This window comes from Flavobacterium psychrotrophum, assembly GCF_003403075.1.
In the GTDB taxonomy this organism is placed as follows: Bacteria; Bacteroidota; Bacteroidia; order Flavobacteriales; family Flavobacteriaceae; genus Flavobacterium; species Flavobacterium psychrotrophum.
Genome location: NZ_CP031557.1, coordinates 2,057,537 through 2,074,913 on the forward strand (window position 1 = coordinate 2,057,537; position 17,377 = coordinate 2,074,913).

20 protein-coding genes are annotated in these 17,377 nt (G+C 44.9%); 16 read left to right on the forward strand and 4 right to left on the reverse strand.

The genetic code is table 11. The features are described 5' to 3' along the window. The first annotated feature begins 2 nt into the window (after positions 1-2). From DYH63_RS08935 to DYH63_RS08975, 9 genes are all read left to right on the forward strand, one after another. Positions 3-776, forward strand: coding sequence for a metallophosphoesterase family protein (locus DYH63_RS08935; RefSeq protein ID WP_116788481.1), 774 nt, complete (start codon positions 3-5; stop codon positions 774-776). Between the two features lie 2 nt (positions 777-778). After that, on the forward strand, positions 779-1,513 hold the full coding sequence (locus DYH63_RS08940) for a metallophosphoesterase family protein (protein ID WP_116788482.1): 735 nt from the start codon (positions 779-781) through the stop codon (positions 1,511-1,513). A 16-nt stretch (positions 1,514-1,529) separates the two neighbouring features. Continuing rightward, complete coding sequence (gene gcvH, locus DYH63_RS08945) at positions 1,530-1,910, forward strand: glycine cleavage system protein GcvH (RefSeq protein WP_116790785.1); 381 nt, start codon at positions 1,530-1,532, stop codon at positions 1,908-1,910. Positions 1,911-2,005: 95 nt separating this feature from the next. Then, a complete protein-coding gene (locus DYH63_RS08950) occupies positions 2,006-2,563 on the forward strand; it encodes a YeeE/YedE family protein (protein WP_116788483.1) in 558 nt (185 codons plus the stop codon). 10 nt (positions 2,564-2,573) lie between these two features. Then, complete coding sequence (locus DYH63_RS08955; protein ID WP_116788484.1) at positions 2,574-2,987, forward strand: DUF6691 family protein; 414 nt, start codon at positions 2,574-2,576, stop codon at positions 2,985-2,987. Positions 2,988-3,017: 30 nt separating this feature from the next. After that, positions 3,018-3,647 carry a Crp/Fnr family transcriptional regulator gene (locus DYH63_RS08960; protein ID WP_116788485.1) on the forward strand — a complete coding sequence of 210 codons (630 nt, stop codon included), beginning with the start codon at positions 3,018-3,020 and terminating at the stop codon, positions 3,645-3,647. A 78-nt stretch (positions 3,648-3,725) separates the two neighbouring features. Further along, positions 3,726-4,520 carry a sulfite exporter TauE/SafE family protein gene (locus DYH63_RS08965; protein ID WP_116788486.1) on the forward strand — a complete coding sequence of 265 codons (795 nt, stop codon included), beginning with the start codon at positions 3,726-3,728 and terminating at the stop codon, positions 4,518-4,520. Positions 4,521-4,618: 98 nt separating this feature from the next. Then, the gene (locus tag DYH63_RS08970) at positions 4,619-6,013 is read left to right on the forward strand and encodes an MBL fold metallo-hydrolase (RefSeq protein ID WP_116788487.1); all 1,395 of its coding nucleotides are present in this window, start codon (positions 4,619-4,621) and stop codon (positions 6,011-6,013) included. Positions 6,014-6,103: 90 nt separating this feature from the next. Further along, positions 6,104-6,436: a hypothetical protein gene (locus DYH63_RS08975; RefSeq protein ID WP_116788488.1), complete on the forward strand. Its 333-nt coding sequence runs from the start codon at positions 6,104-6,106 to the stop codon at positions 6,434-6,436. Positions 6,437-6,705: 269 nt separating this feature from the next. Here DYH63_RS08975 and DYH63_RS21770 read toward each other — a convergent pair whose 3' ends face one another. Next, positions 6,706-6,882 carry a nitroreductase family protein gene (locus DYH63_RS21770; RefSeq protein WP_162926970.1) on the reverse strand — a complete coding sequence of 59 codons (177 nt, stop codon included), beginning with the start codon at positions 6,880-6,882 and terminating at the stop codon, positions 6,706-6,708. Positions 6,883-7,057: 175 nt separating this feature from the next. Between DYH63_RS21770 and DYH63_RS08990 the strand changes: the two genes are divergently transcribed. Beyond that, positions 7,058-7,333, forward strand: a complete 276-nt coding sequence (locus tag DYH63_RS08990) for a hypothetical protein (protein ID WP_116788491.1) — start codon at positions 7,058-7,060, stop codon at positions 7,331-7,333. A 44-nt stretch (positions 7,334-7,377) separates the two neighbouring features. On the opposite strand, the gene DYH63_RS08995 is transcribed toward DYH63_RS08990, so the two are convergent. Both DYH63_RS08995 and DYH63_RS21275 read right to left on the reverse strand, forming a co-directional pair. Further along, positions 7,378-7,935 carry an MFS transporter gene (locus DYH63_RS08995; protein ID WP_162926971.1) on the reverse strand — a complete coding sequence of 186 codons (558 nt, stop codon included), beginning with the start codon at positions 7,933-7,935 and terminating at the stop codon, positions 7,378-7,380. Positions 7,936-7,952: 17 nt separating this feature from the next. Further along, positions 7,953-8,126: a hypothetical protein gene (locus DYH63_RS21275; RefSeq protein ID WP_162926972.1), complete on the reverse strand. Its 174-nt coding sequence runs from the start codon at positions 8,124-8,126 to the stop codon at positions 7,953-7,955. A gap of 753 nt (positions 8,127-8,879) precedes the next feature. Between DYH63_RS21275 and DYH63_RS09000 the strand changes: the two genes are divergently transcribed. Together DYH63_RS09000 and DYH63_RS09005 are read left to right on the forward strand one after the other, a co-directional pair. Beyond that, the gene (locus DYH63_RS09000) at positions 8,880-9,500 is read left to right on the forward strand and encodes a GyrI-like domain-containing protein (protein WP_116788493.1); all 621 of its coding nucleotides are present in this window, start codon (positions 8,880-8,882) and stop codon (positions 9,498-9,500) included. A 60-nt stretch (positions 9,501-9,560) separates the two neighbouring features. Further along, positions 9,561-10,346, forward strand: coding sequence for an SDR family oxidoreductase (locus DYH63_RS09005; protein WP_116788494.1), 786 nt, complete (start codon positions 9,561-9,563; stop codon positions 10,344-10,346). A gap of 272 nt (positions 10,347-10,618) precedes the next feature. Here the strand turns inward: DYH63_RS09005 and DYH63_RS09010 are convergent, their stop codons facing one another. Further along, positions 10,619-11,197: a TetR/AcrR family transcriptional regulator gene (locus DYH63_RS09010; RefSeq protein ID WP_116788495.1), complete on the reverse strand. Its 579-nt coding sequence runs from the start codon at positions 11,195-11,197 to the stop codon at positions 10,619-10,621. Between the two features lie 116 nt (positions 11,198-11,313). Here DYH63_RS09010 and DYH63_RS09015 point away from each other — a divergent pair, with 116 nt between their 5' ends. The 4 genes from DYH63_RS09015 to DYH63_RS09030 all read left to right on the forward strand — a co-directional run bounded on the left by DYH63_RS09015 (position 11,314) and on the right by DYH63_RS09030 (position 17,372). Then, positions 11,314-12,216 (forward strand): helix-turn-helix domain-containing protein, encoded by a 903-nt coding sequence (locus DYH63_RS09015; RefSeq protein ID WP_116788496.1) that lies wholly within the window; start codon positions 11,314-11,316, stop codon positions 12,214-12,216. Between the two features lie 110 nt (positions 12,217-12,326). Next, complete coding sequence (locus DYH63_RS09020; protein WP_116788497.1) at positions 12,327-12,947, forward strand: TetR/AcrR family transcriptional regulator; 621 nt, start codon at positions 12,327-12,329, stop codon at positions 12,945-12,947. Positions 12,948-13,012: 65 nt separating this feature from the next. Next, positions 13,013-14,203 carry an efflux RND transporter periplasmic adaptor subunit gene (locus DYH63_RS09025; protein WP_240409084.1) on the forward strand — a complete coding sequence of 397 codons (1,191 nt, stop codon included), beginning with the start codon at positions 13,013-13,015 and terminating at the stop codon, positions 14,201-14,203. 4 nt (positions 14,204-14,207) lie between these two features. Beyond that, positions 14,208-17,372 carry an efflux RND transporter permease subunit gene (locus DYH63_RS09030; protein WP_116788498.1) on the forward strand — a complete coding sequence of 1,055 codons (3,165 nt, stop codon included), beginning with the start codon at positions 14,208-14,210 and terminating at the stop codon, positions 17,370-17,372. Positions 17,373-17,377: the final 5 nt, after the last annotated feature.

Below are 17,377 nucleotides of genomic sequence, written 5' to 3' on the forward strand. Positions count from 1 at the left end.
TAATGAAAATAGCATTATTCAGCGATATCCACGCTAACCTTCCGGCACTGGAAGCTTTCTTTGCCCATCTCGAAACCGTAAAGCCTGATGCAGTGTACTGCCTGGGCGATTTAGTAGGTTATAATATCTGGCCCAATGAGGTAATTAATGAAGTAAGAAAAAGGGGTATCCCAACAATAGCTGGTAATTACGATTTTGGCATTGGACGTACGAGCGATGATTGCGGGTGCGCCTATAAATCGGATGACGAAAAAGCAAATGGTGCGGTATCCATATCTTTTACCAATTCTTTGGTCAATGATGATGAACGTAAATACCTAAGGACATTGCCCGCACATATAAAACTGGAATTCCATCTCAATAACGACAAGCTGAACCTGCTCCTGGTGCATGGGAGCCCCCGTAAAATAAACGAATACCTCTTTGAAGACCGCGACGAGAAAAGCATGCTGCGCATTATGCAGCAGGCCGATGCCGACATTATGTGTTTTGGGCATACCCATAAGCCCTACCACAGGGTTATGAACAGTGGTAATGAGGGTTCTGACCATTTCAGGCATGCCATTAATATCGGATCTGTGGGTAAGCCTAAAGACGGTGACCCAAGGGGCGGCTATGTACTCCTTACTATTGACGAGAACGGTTCTGTTTCCGATAAAGACAGTGTACGAGCTGAGTTTGTACGCTTTGAGTATGATGTGGAAAAAGCGGCAAAGGCTGTTGAGGACAGCCCGCTGCCCAATGCTTATGCAGAGAGCCTGCGAAACGGTATATAAGTATGAGAATAGCAATATTGTCCGACATCCATGCCAACCTCCCGGCACTGGAAGCAACCCTAAAAAGCATTGACAGCCAAAAGCCCGATGCCATATACTGCCTGGGCGATTTAGTGGGCTATAATGTATGGCCTAATGAGGTTATCAATGAAATCAGGAAGCGCGGCATTGCCACCCTGGCCGGGAACCATGACGCCAAGGCGAAAAAAGTGTGGCATGATGGAACTGAAGGCAGCAATTATGCCTACTCCATCATCGGGACTAATGAAATGGACTATTTGGCTACGCTCCCGGCCCACATTCGCCTGGAGTTCAGCTTCAACGGCAAACCCATACATCTCCTTATGGTGCACGGCAGCCCGTACAGCAACAAAGAATATTTGCTGGAAGACAAGGATGAGGCTGAATTCCTAAACATTTTTACCGATACCGGTGCCCACATCTTACTCTTCGGCCATTCCCATAAACCTTACCACAGGATCCTTCCGGCAGGAAACGGGACGGATCAAGAGTATGTCCACGCCATAAATGTGGGGTCAGTGGGCAAACCAAAGGACGGCGACCCACGCGCCTGCTACGTGATGCTGACCCTTACCGAAAACAGCAATTTATCAGATAAAGATACTATCACGGTCGGGTTTATCCGCGTAGCCTATGATATTGAAAAAGCGGTTGCCGGGATAAAAGACAGTCCGTTACCCGATGAATTTGCAGATATGCTGCGCAATGCTTATTAATCTAAAAATAGAAGCCATGAATTTTCCTGACAACGTAAAGTACCATACCGAGCATACCTGGATTAAGGTCGAAGGAACTATCGGTAGTATCGGCATTACCGATTTCGCCCAAAAAGAACTGGGCGAAATTGTATATGCAGACCTGCCAAATAGTGGCACAAACCTGGACCAGGATGAAATCTTCGGCTCGGTGGAGGCCATAAAGACCGTGAGTGACCTCTTTATGCCGGTATCCGGCAAGGTACTGGAGGTAAACGTTGCCTTAAATGATGAGCCAACGCTGGTTAATACAGACCCCTTTGGAAAAGGCTGGATGCTGAAGGTCCATTTGTCAAATCCTGAAGAGCTAAGTGCACTACTGGACGCTACAGCCTACCGGGAGAAGGTCGGATACTGATGGTAGCGAATTTATTTTACTTTACCCCATGTAACAAATGTTACTGACCATATGTTTTACATCGCATTACTTTGCCGTCATTAAAACTAAAAAGTATGAACTGGATGTATGAACCCTGGCCCTGGTATATTTCAGGCCCGCTTATTGCACTTACAATGGCGGCGCTCTTATTTGCCGGAAAAAATTTCGGAATGTCCTCCAACCTGCGTACCGTTTGCGCTGCCCTTGGCGCGGGAAAAACCTGCGATTTCTTTTCGTTTGACTGGCGCTCACAACGCTGGAACCTCTATGTAATGGCAGGCGCCGTGCTTGGTGGCTTCATTGCTGTGAATTTCCTTTCCCTAAACCCTGTGCCTGATATCAACCCTGATGTGGTTGCGAAACTCAACACCATCGGATTTAAGAGCGCAGGCAGCACGTACCAGCCTTCCGAATTATTTGGCAACAGTGCCTTTACATCGTTGAAAACGGTGATGCTGCTTATTACAGGCGGCTTTTTGGTGGGTTTTGGTGCGCGCTATGCCGGTGGCTGTACCTCCGGCCATGCCATTTCTGGGCTGAGCAACCTGCAACTGCCTTCGCTCATTGCAGTCCTTGGCTTCTTTACCGGTGGCCTTATCATGGTACATGTAGTATTCCCTTTACTGTTTTAATACCGTAGTTATGAAAAACATCGTATTCCTTATCATCGGTACTTTTTTTGGTATCGTGATGTTCAAGTCCGAGGCGGCATCCTGGTTCCGCATTTATGAAATGTTCCTGTTTGGGTCATTCCATATGTATGGCATTATCGGGTCTGCGTTAGTAATAGGCACTATAATCGTGCAACTTATCAGGCACAAAGAATTAAAACACATAGGGGGAGCTAAAATAGAGATTGCCCCTAAAGAAAAAGGTATTGCCCGCTATGCAATAGGCGGCACCTTGTTCGGGCTGGGCTGGGCACTTGCGGGAGCCTGCCCCGGGCCGATGTTCACGCTTTTAGGTGCTGGGTTCGGCCCCATTATTTTAGTAATTGGAGGGGCCCTGGCAGGTACATGGACCTATGGGCTAATAAAAAATAAGCTGCCCCATTAATTTGTATATTTACATGTAGCACAATACAATATGAAAGCAGCGATAGCATTAGCGTATGGTAATATTTTTGAGCCAGCCCTGATTGACGAAATTTCAGGGCTGGCCTCTTTTGTGGATTTTAAAGAAGGCGACAAACTCATTGAAATAGGCAAATACATTCGCCAGATGCCCCTTTTGGTTAGCGGTGCCATAAAGATCCTTCGCGAGGACCGTACCGAAGGGGAACTCTTGCTCTATTTCCTTGAAAGAGGTGATACTTGTGCCATGACCCTCGCCTGCTGCATGGGCGATACCAAAAGCGAAATACGTGCCATTGCTGAAACCGCTGGTACTGTAGCCATGATCCCTGTAGCTAAAATGGAGGAATGGCTGGGCAAATACAAAAGCTGGCGCAATTTTGTGTTTAGCAGCTACAACAAAAGGCTTAGCGAAATGCTCACGGCTATAGACAACCTGGCCTTTATGAAAATGGATGAGCGGCTGCTGGCTTATTTAAAAGAGAAGGCAAAAGTGAACAATACTGCCACCGTCGCCAATACCCACCAGGAAATAGCTTACGCGCTCAACACCTCGCGTGTTGTGGTTTCCAGGCTGCTCAAGGCCATGGAAAACGAAGGGATTGTGAAATTGCACCGCAATACCATCGAACTTTTAAAATAATAAGGCTTGTGTAACTTTTGTTACTGCACAGCCTCTCTGAGTGCTCTACTTTAGCCTGATATTTCTAAAGATAATTATATGGATCTTTTAATGGTATCAGGCTTTTTTTTGGCATTGCTTGTTGGGGTTTCACTGGGCCTTGTGGGCAGCGGTGGCTCTATCCTTACAGTACCCATTTTAGTATATATACTGGGCTTTGATGCCGTTACCGCAACTGGCTACTCCCTGTTTGTTGTTGGCGGTACTGCGCTTGTAGGCGGCATCCGGAATATCTGGCAAGGCAATGTGAATTTTACTATCGTCCTTTTTTTCGGCCTTCCTTCACTGATTACAGCGTGCTTTGTACGTGCATGGCTTATACCTGCCGTTCCTTACACTATGTTCACGATGGGAAGCCTTATCGTTACGAAGCCGTTAGTGTTGATGGTACTTTTTGCTGCCGTAATGGTGCTGGCTGCTTTAAAAATGATACGTTCGGCTCCGGTCCTTACCGGTATTGGACGTGTTCCCGGGATAAAACTCATTACAAGCGGCGTTGGTACCGGCTTCATGGCCGGGGCGGTGGGTGCCGGGGGCGGTTTCCTTATCATCCCTGCATTGGTGTTCCTGGCGGGGCTGCCCATGAAAAAAGCCGTGGGCACGTCACTATTCATCATCGCCATACAATCCTTGGCCGGTTTTGCGGGCGATGCCTTTGGAAAAGCACTAGATTGGGGATTTCTGTTGCCTTTTACCGGTGTTGCCATAGTGGGCATTTTTATAGGTATACGGGTTTCCCGTGAAGTAAACGGCGAAAAGCTTAAGGCGGGTTTTGGCTACTTTGTACTGTTTATGGGTCTGTATATTATTGTTAAAGAACTTTTTATCCGATAAGTGCTGTGTAACTTTTGTTACTGCACAGGTTGCCCCCTTATACTAATTTTACTTTATAATTTAAACCGGGTTAATAACAACAACTTAAAATAATAGCTATGTATTTTCAACACGTATACGATACCTCACTGGCACAGGCCAGCTACTTTATAGGCTGCCAGGCAAAAGGCGAAGCCATTGTAATTGATGCCAAAAGGGATATGGACACCTATCTTGAAATTGCCGCGCAAAACAATATGAAAATTACCCATATTGCCGAAACGCACATCCATGCCGATTTCCTTGCCGGCTCTCGCGAACTGGCTGCTGTAACAGGGGCTACAATGTACCTGTCTGATGAGGGTGGCGACGAGTGGCAGTATGAATTTGATCATGTAGGCCTTAAGCATGGCGATATCCTAAAAGTAGGCAAGCTTACCCTGGAGGTGCTGCACACACCGGGCCATACGCCGGAGAGCATCAGCTTTTTACTGACCGACCACCCGGCCACCGATAAGCCTGTGATGGTATTTACAGGCGACTTTGTATTTGTGGGCGATATAGGCAGGCCGGACCTTTTAGAAAAGGCTGCCGGTTATGTAGGAACGCAGGAAAAAGGCGCGAGGCAAATGTATGATTCCCTACAGCGTTTTGCAGAACTCCCTGGCTACGTGCAGGTATGGCCGGGGCATGGCGCCGGATCCGCTTGTGGTAAGTCCCTGGGCGCAGTGCCCAGCTCTACCGTAGGATATGAAGTGATACGCAACTGGGCCTTTCAGTATGAAAACAATGAGCAGGGATTTGTAGACTACCTTTTGGAGGGACAGCCGGAACCCCCAAAATACTTTGCCATGATGAAGCACCTCAACAAAGTCAATCGCCCACTGCTTATCAATGTGCCAAAACATAAAAAACTTACCAAAGAAAAATTTGATAAGGCTTACACTAAAGGTATTACGATAATTGATACGCGCAGTAAAGCTGATTTCGCAAAAGCGCATTTACCCGGAAGCATAAACATACAGGATATCAACTCTTTCGCTACCTGGTGCGGGTGGATATTAAACTATGATAAGCCTTTTATCCTAATTGCTGACACGTTGCAAATGGACGGTCTTACACGAAAGCTCATGCGCATAGGCCTTGATAGTATGCTGGGCTTTATAGAGGATATAACCCAAATCGGCATAACACCAGAAAGCAGCGAAATACTTAATATCGAACAGTTTCAATACTACATCGGCCTGCAGGGGGTCCAGGTCATCGATGTACGCAACGCGACCGAATATAACGCGGGGCACATTGAAGGAGCCGAAAACATATTTGTAGGAACCCTTGAAAAGCATCTTGATAGGATTGATAAGAGCAAAGAAATAGTGATCCATTGCCAGAGTGGCGACAGGGCTACTATTGCACAGTCGCTGCTTGCAAAAAATGGTTTTAAAGAGGTGAAAAACTACGCCGGGGGCATGAAAGAATGGAATGAAAAGATGTTTCAAGTCATGAACAGTTAGTAGATTTAGGGCTATTACAATTATCCTAAAACATACCGGATGGATCACGGAAACGTTTATTTTAATTTTTATCTTTAAAAAAATTATCTGATGGATAAAAAACAGCACTGGGAAACGGTTTACAGCACAAAAAAAACAGGGGAAGTGAGTTGGTATCAGTTAATCCCGCACACGTCATTGCAACTTATTGAAAGTTCCGGAATCGGAATTTCTTCGGCAATAATCGATGTAGGCGGTGGTGACAGCCTCCTGGCCGATAATTTGCTTGAGCTCGGTTATACCGCTACAAGCGTATTGGCATTTCTGCCACATATGGCAATGTATCCACAAAAGGAGGGTGAATCTTCAAAAACCTGGCTTAAAAGTTTGGAGGTACGTACACTTTTAGACATCTCAGCCGTTACATTACAAAATTTTGGGTAAACGGCACATTACCTTATACAAAAATAGGGAGCCTTATCTATTATTAAACTAATACAGGCTTGTTTTACAGTATCAATACGTGCTTCTATTTCGGAAAGATTAATTTGATATTCAATAATAGCCTCGGTATGGTTACCGAATGTTGTACCCTTCTCCAAGCCTCTTTGATTAGCAGTATCATGAGATATCTTCTCCACGCGCTTCCTGCCATAACCGTCCCATGCCGCAAACACAAAAAGGCGCGAACAATCAGCCACAATCTGCTGGTTCTAGGAAATCGGGACTATTTTATTTTTAATTTCCTGATTGTTTATCGATATAACCCTGTAAGGCTGCAAGCCGTACGACGATGGGGCCAGTCGGGCAGCTTCAATGATTATTTCAATATCCTTAGTTGCTACACTTTTTGTATCGTCATATTTCTTTGTGGCATAATGCCAATTCAAATCTTCGATTTAAAGGCATACAATTTATTTTAATGGTCGTTTATTCTTAAAAAGCAAAAACAGCTGCGGCAGCTGCCAGTACAGTATTATACTACTGCTGATGTAAACCCCGGATGCCCCTGTATGGTCAAAAAATATTCCACCAAAGGCAGCTCCCATTGTAATGGCGAGTTGTATGGTGGCAACCTGTAAACCTCCGGCACTTTCTGCCTCATCGGGAATGGTACGTGTTAGCCAGGTAGGCCATCCTAACTACACTATCCCAAAGGCCATTCCCCATAAAGCAATGAATACAGAAACTACTATTAGGCTGTCGCTGAACAATACCATGGCAGCGACCAGGATACCCATTACTAATGGAACGAAAGCCAGTGACTGTTTTAGTTTCTTTTCAAGCAGGAACCTGCTAAGTGTTGTGCCAAAAAAAAAAAGCGGCTATCCCAAAACCTAACAGTATAATGGAAAGTATATTCTCGTCAACACCCGCGGCTTTTTCTAAAAAAGGGCGCAGGTAGGTAAAAATCTAGCATAGCCCATAAAGATGAACATAGTTGCAAGCAATCCTTCTTTTATTTTAGGGCGTTTTAATACATGAAACAGCGTAGTTACCTGCACGCGTTTCCCGGTTCGCATTGAAGGCAGAGTCATTGCCTGCCAAACCATAGCAATAAGCCCTATAGCAGCAGCAATAAGAAAAACATTGCGCCAGCCTATATGTGCCCCAAGGAAGCTGCCCATTGGCGCGGCCACTACAGTTGCAACAGACAGGGATCCGAAGATAATGGATAAGGCTTTTGGAACCAAATGCTCCGGTACTAACCGCATTGCCGTAGCCGCAGACATTGCCCAGAACCCTCCGAGGCCAATGCCAAGAAGAATACGCCCAAGTAACAGTAACGCAAAACTGGGAGCAAATACAACCAGTAAATTCGACAGTACCTGCAACAGACAGAAAGATAACAGCACATGCCTGCGGTCTAACCGCTGGGTTACCACTGTTACAAACAGGCTGGTAATCATTGCAGCAATGGCGGTAAAGGAAATCGTTTTCAATCTGTTATCACCTCCCTTTATATTAGGCATCCTATTAACGTATCAGTATCGCCATCAATAAATTTATAATACACATACCAATCTTTAGAAAGTGCATTGCTTTGCTCTTCGTTAGAGAGTTGATCCCATAGTGCAATATCAACTCCTCCTATATAAATTTTGGGTTGTGTAAATTTCTTTTTGAGTGGCAAAATGCTGGCTGTTTGGTGTACTGTCTTTAAAAGTAGTAAAATATTAGATATAAAAAAGCTGGTTAATGTACACTAACCAGCTCGTTTTAAATAAAATACTTTTGTAGCCTTGCCCGAACAAATGTCGAACTATTTTGAAGAGGATTTGGAACGTTTATCTAAATTATTCACAAGTAAGATATAACTTCTTATTTACGCTGTAGCTGACTAATGTTTACATTAATTTGGTTAACTTCGATTATCCAGGCTGCAACTCTTTTATTACAGCTTAAGCAATTATAAAGTTTTCAGTGAGCCGACTTAAAATTTCAGAAACTTAAAAGTAAGCGTGATCGATACTTTTGGAAAAAGTAAAAGCAATGCATTCCGACAGGTACTTTACGATAAATATAATCCCGTATACTGAATGAACTTAATCAAGCCTGCAAACGGAAAACTCCATTTCCTTGCTGACAAGGACGCTATCGGGATCTATTTATAAGGTAAAAGTATACTATGAAAATATTCTTTAAGTTTTAAACGCACAACATCTCTATCACATAGCTGCGAGTTTTTCCAATTAAAAAGTTGATTGATAAAGGGACTTCCGGAAAATAAACGAGGTACAAAAGCAATTATGTGTTTAGCATTGGGAAGGTTTCGAAACAGAAAATTATCAAATTTTGAAATGAATGTTTCAAATATTTAATTAACTTTGCTTCCCGGATGAACAAATATTCTAAGACTTAAATCTGAAACAAACATTTTATAATTATGAAGACAGTCAACATTCCCGATGCATTCAGCAGTTATTACGCTGCCGGCACGAAACCCGAAATAGTAGAGATTGGAGAAATGAATTATCTATCCCTACTAGGGACCGGAAGTCCAGGAACGACACAATTTTACCAGAAGAAAAAAGCAATACTTGAATTTGTGGGTCACCTTCAAAATCTCGTTAAGGGAACGGGTAAGGAATTTAAAAGCGATATCGTCGAAATATTTTATTGGTTTGACGAGAAGCATGGATTCGTAGATATAGGTGACTTCTATACAACCCTTGATTTAAGTCTACTACAGTATAGGATTGCTATTCTTCTGCCGGAATATATCACAGCGGAAGATATTGAAAGTACAATCAATAAAAACGGTACTATCCCCTTTGCTTATGAATTTGAAAAGTTTGTGTATACCGCAGGTAAATGTGTACAGGTAATGCATGTAGGGCCTTTCGCCGACGAATTAGAAACATTGCCAATCCTTCAGGATTTTGCGGATCACAACAAATTGGCTAAATCAGGGATGCACCATGAAATTCACGTGACCCATTTTGAGCAGGGACAGAGCCAAAAGCATTTAAAAACAATTTTAAGGGATCCGGTTCAGTCCTTTTAAGTTAAATATCTTGCAATAAATCTAAAACAAACGTTTTAAAAACTAAATTATATAAAAAAAATGAAAGACACAATTCGACAATTAGAAGGGAAAGTTGCATTAGTTACTGGGGGAACAAAAGGCATAGGAAAAGCTATTGCTGATGAGCTGGCATCGCTGGGTGCTACGGTAATCGTTACCGCCCGAAGCAAGCCGGCAGAAGACATACACTATGATTTTATCGCCGCTGATTTGACCAAGAGCCAAGATAACGAAAGCCTTGCTAAGGCTATTACGGAAAATTATGGCGGATTGGACATCCTGATTAATAATGTCGGGGGCACTTCTTCGCCTGCAGGAGGTTTCAGCGTGCTCTCCGATGAAGATTGGGAAAACGATCTGCAGTTAAACCTTCTGGCGGCAATCCGGTTAGACAGAGCCCTTGTACCGTCTATGATCGATAAAAAAACAGGGGTTGTTATCCATATCTCTTCATTAAACGGTAAACTTCCGCTTTATGCTTCGAATTTCTCGTACGGAGTTACCAAAGCAGCCCTGAATAATTACAGTAAAACGCTGGCAAGTGAGGTCGCCCAACATGGCCTGCGCGTAATAACCGTTTCCCCGGGCATGGTCAAAACTACAGCCATGGAAACCTTCCTAAATGGGTTAGGGACTACTATCGGTAAAAACTTTGAAGAAACGACGCAAGTGGTGATGGACAGTTTGGGCGGGGTGCCAATGAACCGTTTGGCAAGTCCTGAAGAAATTGCCAATTTAGTGGGCTTTTTGGCTTCACCTAAAGCCTCCTATATTACAGGAGCTAATTACGTGATCGATGGTGGCACAATCCCAACCACTTTTTAAGGTTCTATTCTAAAACAAATGTTTCGAAATTATGAATATGTATATTGTAAAACAGCAGAATCCGCGTTACTTGATGTTGTTGAATGTGTGCGTTAAAGGAATTTAAAGAAGCATTTATTCCACCTGGACCGTAGTCGTTTCATTGTCTGAGGTAAGGTTATCTAATCTGTCACGTATTTTAAAGTCTGCTGTGCAGTGCAGCAGGCTTTAATTTATTTATAACTATGGCATACTGTTTCCAACGGCAGGCAGGCGTTCAGCATAATGACCAACTATTTAGAGATTTGTTCTATAAGGTATTTTGCCATTTTCTTGATCCTTATTGGGTCTTGGTGTAAGATATAAGATTCATGCCAACCCGTAAATGCATTTATAATGTAATCCGTTACGGTTTCCGGGTCCGTTTTAGAATCGATCTCATTTGCCTCGACTGCTCCTTTAATCAGACGCAGTAAAAACTCGTAGGTAAAATCATTATCCTGTTTTAGTATGGCCTGTATATCAGCGTCGGTGGCCGCCAATTCAAAGGTAGTCTTGATGGCCAGGCAACTATTGTTGCTGTAGAGAATAGTATTCGCAGCATCGTTAATAAAATTGACTATCGCTTTCAACGGCGATTTCGTCCTGTCAGCGTTAGCCTTGGCATCCTCTATACGCCCTTCAACGTAGTTGCGTATACACTTGACAAATAATTGGTGTTTATCACCAATGGTATTATATAAGCTACTGCTGTTTATTTGCATAGCATCGGTAAGGTCACGCATTGAAGTACCGCTATAGCCTTTTTTCCAAAATACCTCCATGGCTTTCTGGATCGCTAAATCTTCATTAAATTCTACATTTCTTGCCATAGGGGCAAAGATACAAAAACCATACCTAACCTTACTATTGTAAACGTGACCAATAAGTACTTATATAATTTTTCCGAACATCGTGTTTTTTTTAAATAATCGTAACATTATCTAAGATGGAGACCCTAGCTTTAACACCACAGCTGCCTGTAAGCCGTAACCTGTACAGCACCCCTTCAAATAATTTAGCAAATTACAATTTCGAGGTGGTACGCCTGCCCGCTGATGACATCTTTGTATGCCAGCCCTATAACAAAAAGGGTATTTACAAGATCAGTATCCACCAGGGGCACAATAGGGTACATTATGCTGGAAAAGTTGTGGAAATTAAAGAAAGGGCCATATTGTTTTCGCGCCCTAATATGATCTATAGGTTTGAGCCGATCGGTAAGCAGCATCCAGCGTATCTGTGTGTATTTACAATCGATTTTTTTGACAAGTTCGCCAACATTGCGAGCTACCCCCTTTTTGATCCTGAGGCATCGCCTATCATGGAAATCACACAGGAACAACTGGATTCCTTTACGGGTATATTTCACGGGATGGAAAAGGAAATTACACAGGAATTTGGCTATAAATATGATGTTATACGCACTTTAGTCCTACAGCTGATCCTCGATGGGCTTAAACAACAGCCCGCCCCGCACCTGCAGCTAAGGGAATCGAACAGCGCTATACGCATAACCGGGTACTTCAAGGAATTGCTTGAAGGCCAATTTCCAATAATCAACCCATCGTACAGGATGATATTGCGCCATCCGCTGGAGTTTGCCGACTCCCTGTCCGTACATGTCAACCACCTTAACCGATCCCTAAAGCAAGTCACCGGTCGGACGACCACCCAACTTATTGCAGATCGAATAATTAAAGAGGCAAAAGTACTCCTTCAGGATACCGAATGGAACATTATGGAGATTGCCTGGTCCCTGGGGTTTGAGGATTTCTCCCATTTTGTAAAGTTTTTCAGGAAAAGCGTGGGAAGTACCCCCAGCACCTTCAGAAAAAATACTGTTGTTTGATTTTGCCTATTTTCCGCTTGATTATGCCCAATTTCCTGAACACCGCCGGGGTAACTTTACACTGTTAAAACAACTATCACATTTAAGTGATACGCTTACAGAAATCAGTTATGGGAAGCAAAGAACGAATGGAGCGGCATAAGGAACAGGTACGGCGCGATATAATGGATGCCGCCCTGCAGATCGGCAAAGAATCCGGCTGGAATGCACTTAGCATGCGCAAGATCGCCGACGCAATTGAATACACTGCACCCCTGATCTATGAATATTTCAGGAATAAAGACGATCTTTTAAGGGAGCTTACCCGCGACGGTTTTGTTTTACTCACCAGGCATGTTTCCCAGGCATTAGCGAGGACCAGTGACCCCTTACGGCAACTTCCCGCCATGTGGATCGCCTATTGGAATTTTGCAGTTTCCGAACACCAGCGCTACCAAATCATGTTTGGCATCGAGTTCATTTGCTGCGACTTTAAGAAAACCCTGCCCGAGGCCCAGGCATCGGTGTCCCTGTTTATTTCAGTTATACAGAAAATCCTGCACGAGCAGGAAGCGCCATCAGAACTTGCGCTGAAATATTACTATACATTCTGGTCAACCATACATGGCCTCATTTCCATCAACCACATACGTGACGACGTACCTGAAAAGGTGAGCATGCAGGTGCTGACCGGGGCTCTTGACGGGATAATGAACATGCTGGTAGCATCAGTACCGGGCCGAGGCGCCTAAAACCTTCACGCGGTTACCTGTCCCATCCCTCCGTAATCAATTTATTTATTGTTAAACAATTTACTATGTCAGATTTAAAATCCACGATGTCCGGGCTACCCATGCCCAAAGTCAAAAAACTCATTACATTTCTTTCTGCTGCTGCAGTACTCATTGCCTGCAGCAAAAAACAGGACGCCCCACAGCAGGCACTTCAAAGCCTGCCAGTTATGTCCGTTACCGTAGACACCGCTACCACTTTTAAGGAATATCCCGCCGGTGTTGAAGGTACTGACAATATAGAGATCCGCCCCGAGATCAGCGGCAAGCTCCAAAAGCTGCTTGTGGATGAAGGCGCTTTTGTACAAAAAGGGCAATTACTATTCGTTATTGACGACCATCCCTTCCGGGAGCGCCTCAACACGGCCAGGGCCACGCTCCGCGCCGCCGAGGGTGCACTAACTACAGCGAGGCTTGAAGTTGAAAAGTTAGGTCCGCTTGTAAAAAATAACGTGGTATCCTCTTACCAGCTCAAGACTGCCGAAGCTGCAAAAGAAACAGCCCAGGGAAATGTTGACCACGCCCGCGCCGGGGTAAAATCAGCACAAATAGAATTAGGGTATACCCAAATCAAGGCGCCGGTAAGCGGGTACGTTGGGCGCCTTGAAAAAAGGCAGGGAAGCCTTGTCTCGGCAAATGATCCTGAGCCTTTGGCCCTTCTTTCCGATATCCATGATGTGCATGTCTATTTCTCGATGAGTGAAATAGATTTCCTGAAATTCAAGGAACAGTATAAGGGAATTACAGTTGAAGAAAAGATCAAAAACCTTCCGGCCGTGCGGCTTATCCTGGCAGACCGCAAAGTCTACCAGCGCCCGGGCCACATCGATATGGTCGATGGGCAGTTTGACCAAAATACTGGCGCGGTGGCACTCAGGGCAACTTTCCCTAACCCCGAACGAACCCTTCGCTCAGGGAACACGGGCAAAATACGCCTGGGAACCCTGCATGATAATGTTGCCATTATCCCACAGGCCGCCACGCTAGAAATGCAGGATAAAATTTTCGTATTCACCGTGGGGGACGGTAATACACTGGCCAAGCAACTTATCGCAGTTTCCGGTAAAAATGATGAAAATTATTATGTAAAAAGCGGCATTAAATCAGGCACCAAGATCATCACCTCCGGGATTGAGCATGTAAAGGAAGGCGAAAAAATAATTCCACAGGAACCGTCAGCCGATTTGCAGGCGGCTGCTACTGTTAAACACAATTAAGACCATGATAAAGAAATTTATAGAGCGACCTGTCCTGGCGACCGTTATCTCAATACTACTTGTAATCCTCGGAGTCCTGGGCTTGCTCCAGCTTCCGTTACAAATGTTTCCTGATATTGCCCCACCTGCGGTCCAGGTAACGGCTATTTATCCGGGAGCCAACGCTGAAACGCTTTTAAGATCCGTCGCCCCTTCGCTGGAAGAAGCCGTGAATGGCGTAGAGAACATGATGTACATGAATTCCACCGCCAGCAATGACGGCAGTTTAGTACTGACTGTTTACTTCAAGCTGGGCACTGACCCTGACCAAGCCGCCGTAAATGTGCAGAACCGGGTATCGCAGGCCCAGAGCCAGCTTCCCCCCGAGGTCATCCAACAGGGCATAACCACAGCCAAGCAGCAGAACAGTAATGTCATGTCTGTCGACCTGTATTCAGAAGATGGTTCAAAATATGATGAAACATTCTTAGTTAATTATGCCCAGATAAATATTATGCCTGAGATAAAGCGAATCCCGGGCGTAGGCTCAGTCGTCGTTGCCGGCGGTAATAAGGATTATTCGATGCGCATATGGCTTAACCCGAAGCAAATGGCAAATTATAACCTGACACCAAAAGAGGTCATGGCCGTAATCCAGGATAAAAATGTAGAGGCAGCGCCCGGAAAACTGGGCGAAAGCAGTACCGAGTCTTTTGAATACATCATAAAATACAAGGGGAAGCTGAATAAGCCCCAGGATTATGAAAACATGATCATCCGTTCCGATGCCAGCGGTTCGGTGCTTAGGCTAAAGGATGTGGCACGCGTGGAATTCGGGGCCTATACCTATGGCAGCCATACCTCCATTAACGGCAAACCGGGCTTTATGATCGGTGTTTTCCAGCAAAGTGGTTCCAATGCCAACGATATCCAGGTAGAGATCAAAAATATAATGGAAAGAGCCTCCAAGAATTTCCCTAAAGAAGTAAAGTACCTGATACTCTATAGTACTAAAGAAGCGCTTGATGAATCAATCGACCAGGTGGTACATACACTGATCGAGGCATTCCTGTTGGTTTTTGTGGTGGTGTATCTGTTCCTACAAGATTTCCGCTCAACCCTTATCCCTGCTATTGCCGTTCCGGTAGCCATCCTGGGGACATTCTTTTTCATGTATATATTCGGCTTTAGCATCAATCTCCTTACAATGTTTGCACTGGTCCTTGCTATCGGTATTGTCGTCGATGATGCCATTGTCGTCGTCGAGGCGGTCCATGCAAAGATGGAACACGACCGCCTGGATGCACGTAGTGCTACCATGAAGGCAATGAGCGAGATCAGCGGGGCTATCGTCTCCATTACGCTGATTATGGCTGCGGTATTTTTACCCGTAGGCTTCCTAAAAGGGTCTACCGGGATATTTTACCAGCAATTTGCCTTCACCATGGCTATCGCCATAGTAATCTCCGCAGTCAATGCCCTAACACTAACACCGGCGTTAGCCGCCTTATTTTTGAAAAATGTCCACCTGGAAGAAGAAGGCACGCACCGGAAAGGCTTTATCGGCAAATTTTTCATCGGTTTCAATAGGTCTTTCGGCAACATGACCCAAAGGTATACCCATTCCCTTTCCTTCCTCATCAGGCACAAATGGCTGAGCATGGCAGGCTTGGGGCTTGTAGTGATTATAACGGTTTTCCTTATGAACCAAAGTAAGACAGGCTTTATTCCTTCCGAGGACCAGGGCTTTATTGCCGTTGCCGTTTCTCTGCCTCCCGGGGCATCCCTGGATCGCAATATGGAAGTTTCAAAGGAGATAGAGAAGCTACTGCTCAAAGAACCCTACCTGCGTGTACTGAGTATAACCAGCGGGCTGAACATCCTTACACTGACCAATAGCCCGTCCCAGAACGTCACCTTTGTACTGCTCAAACCAAAAAAAGAGCGCGGGCCGGTACAGGATATCAATGAGATTGTATTGATCATCAGGGAGAAACTAGCGGTAATTAAAAATGCCAATTTCTTTGTCTTCACCTTCCCAACCGTACCTGGATTCAGTAATGTTGAGGGGCTGGACTTTGTCTTACAGGACAAGACAGGTAGTGGCAATCTGAACAAACTCGGCAACATAGGCGATAATTTTATTGCTGAATTAATGAAACGCCCGGAAATTGCTGTCGCTTTTAGCTCATTCCAGGCCAATTATCCGCAATACGAACTCGAAGTCGATGATGAAAAAGCAGACCAGTTGAGCGTAAGTACAAAAGACATCCTCCAAACGATGCAGGCCTATTTTGGGGCAACCCAGGCATCGGACTTTAACCGCTTCGGGAAATACTACCGCGTAATGCTCCAGGCCGATATTGCCGAGCGTAATGATCCTTCAGCACTGGACGGTGTACTGGTAAAAAACAAATTTGGTGAGCGCGTGCCTATCAACACGCTCGTTACCCTTAAACGGACCTTTGGCCCTGAAACCGCCTCACGCTATAACCTTTTCACTTCAATGAAAATCAATGCGATCCCCAAACCCGGCTTCAGTACCGGGGATGCGATCAGGGCTGTTGAAGAAGTCGCCGCAAAAAGCCTTCCTACAGGCTATGGATATGAATTTTCGGGAATTACCCGCGAAGAAATATCCTCCGGTGGGCAGTCTGTGGTCATCTTTATGCTTTGCCTTGTATTTGTATACTTTTTACTGGCAGCACAATATGAGAGCTACATATTACCACTGGCGGTGATGCTATCTATACCAACCGGAATATTAGGGGTATTCGCTACCATTGGTATTGCCGGGATCGATAACAACATCTACGTGCAGGTTGCCCTGATCATGCTTATCGGGCTGCTGGCCAAGAATGCAATATTAATCGTTGAATTCGCAGCGCAACACAGACGTATGGGCCATAGCATTATAGCCTCCGCCATAGAAGCCGCACAATCCCGTATCAGGCCCATCATCATGACCTCGCTGGCTTTTATTGTAGGATTGGTACCCATGATTTTTGCCACCGGGCCTTCTGCCCAGGGTAACCATTCCATCAGTATTGGCGCCATTGGCGGAATGCTGTTCGGAGTAGTGGTGGGGCTTTTGATCATACCTGTGCTCTATGTCATTTTCCAGCGACTCCAGGAACGCTTTACCGGTGATCCGGGCAACAAGGGCCCTCACACAAATTCCATTCAATAAAATAA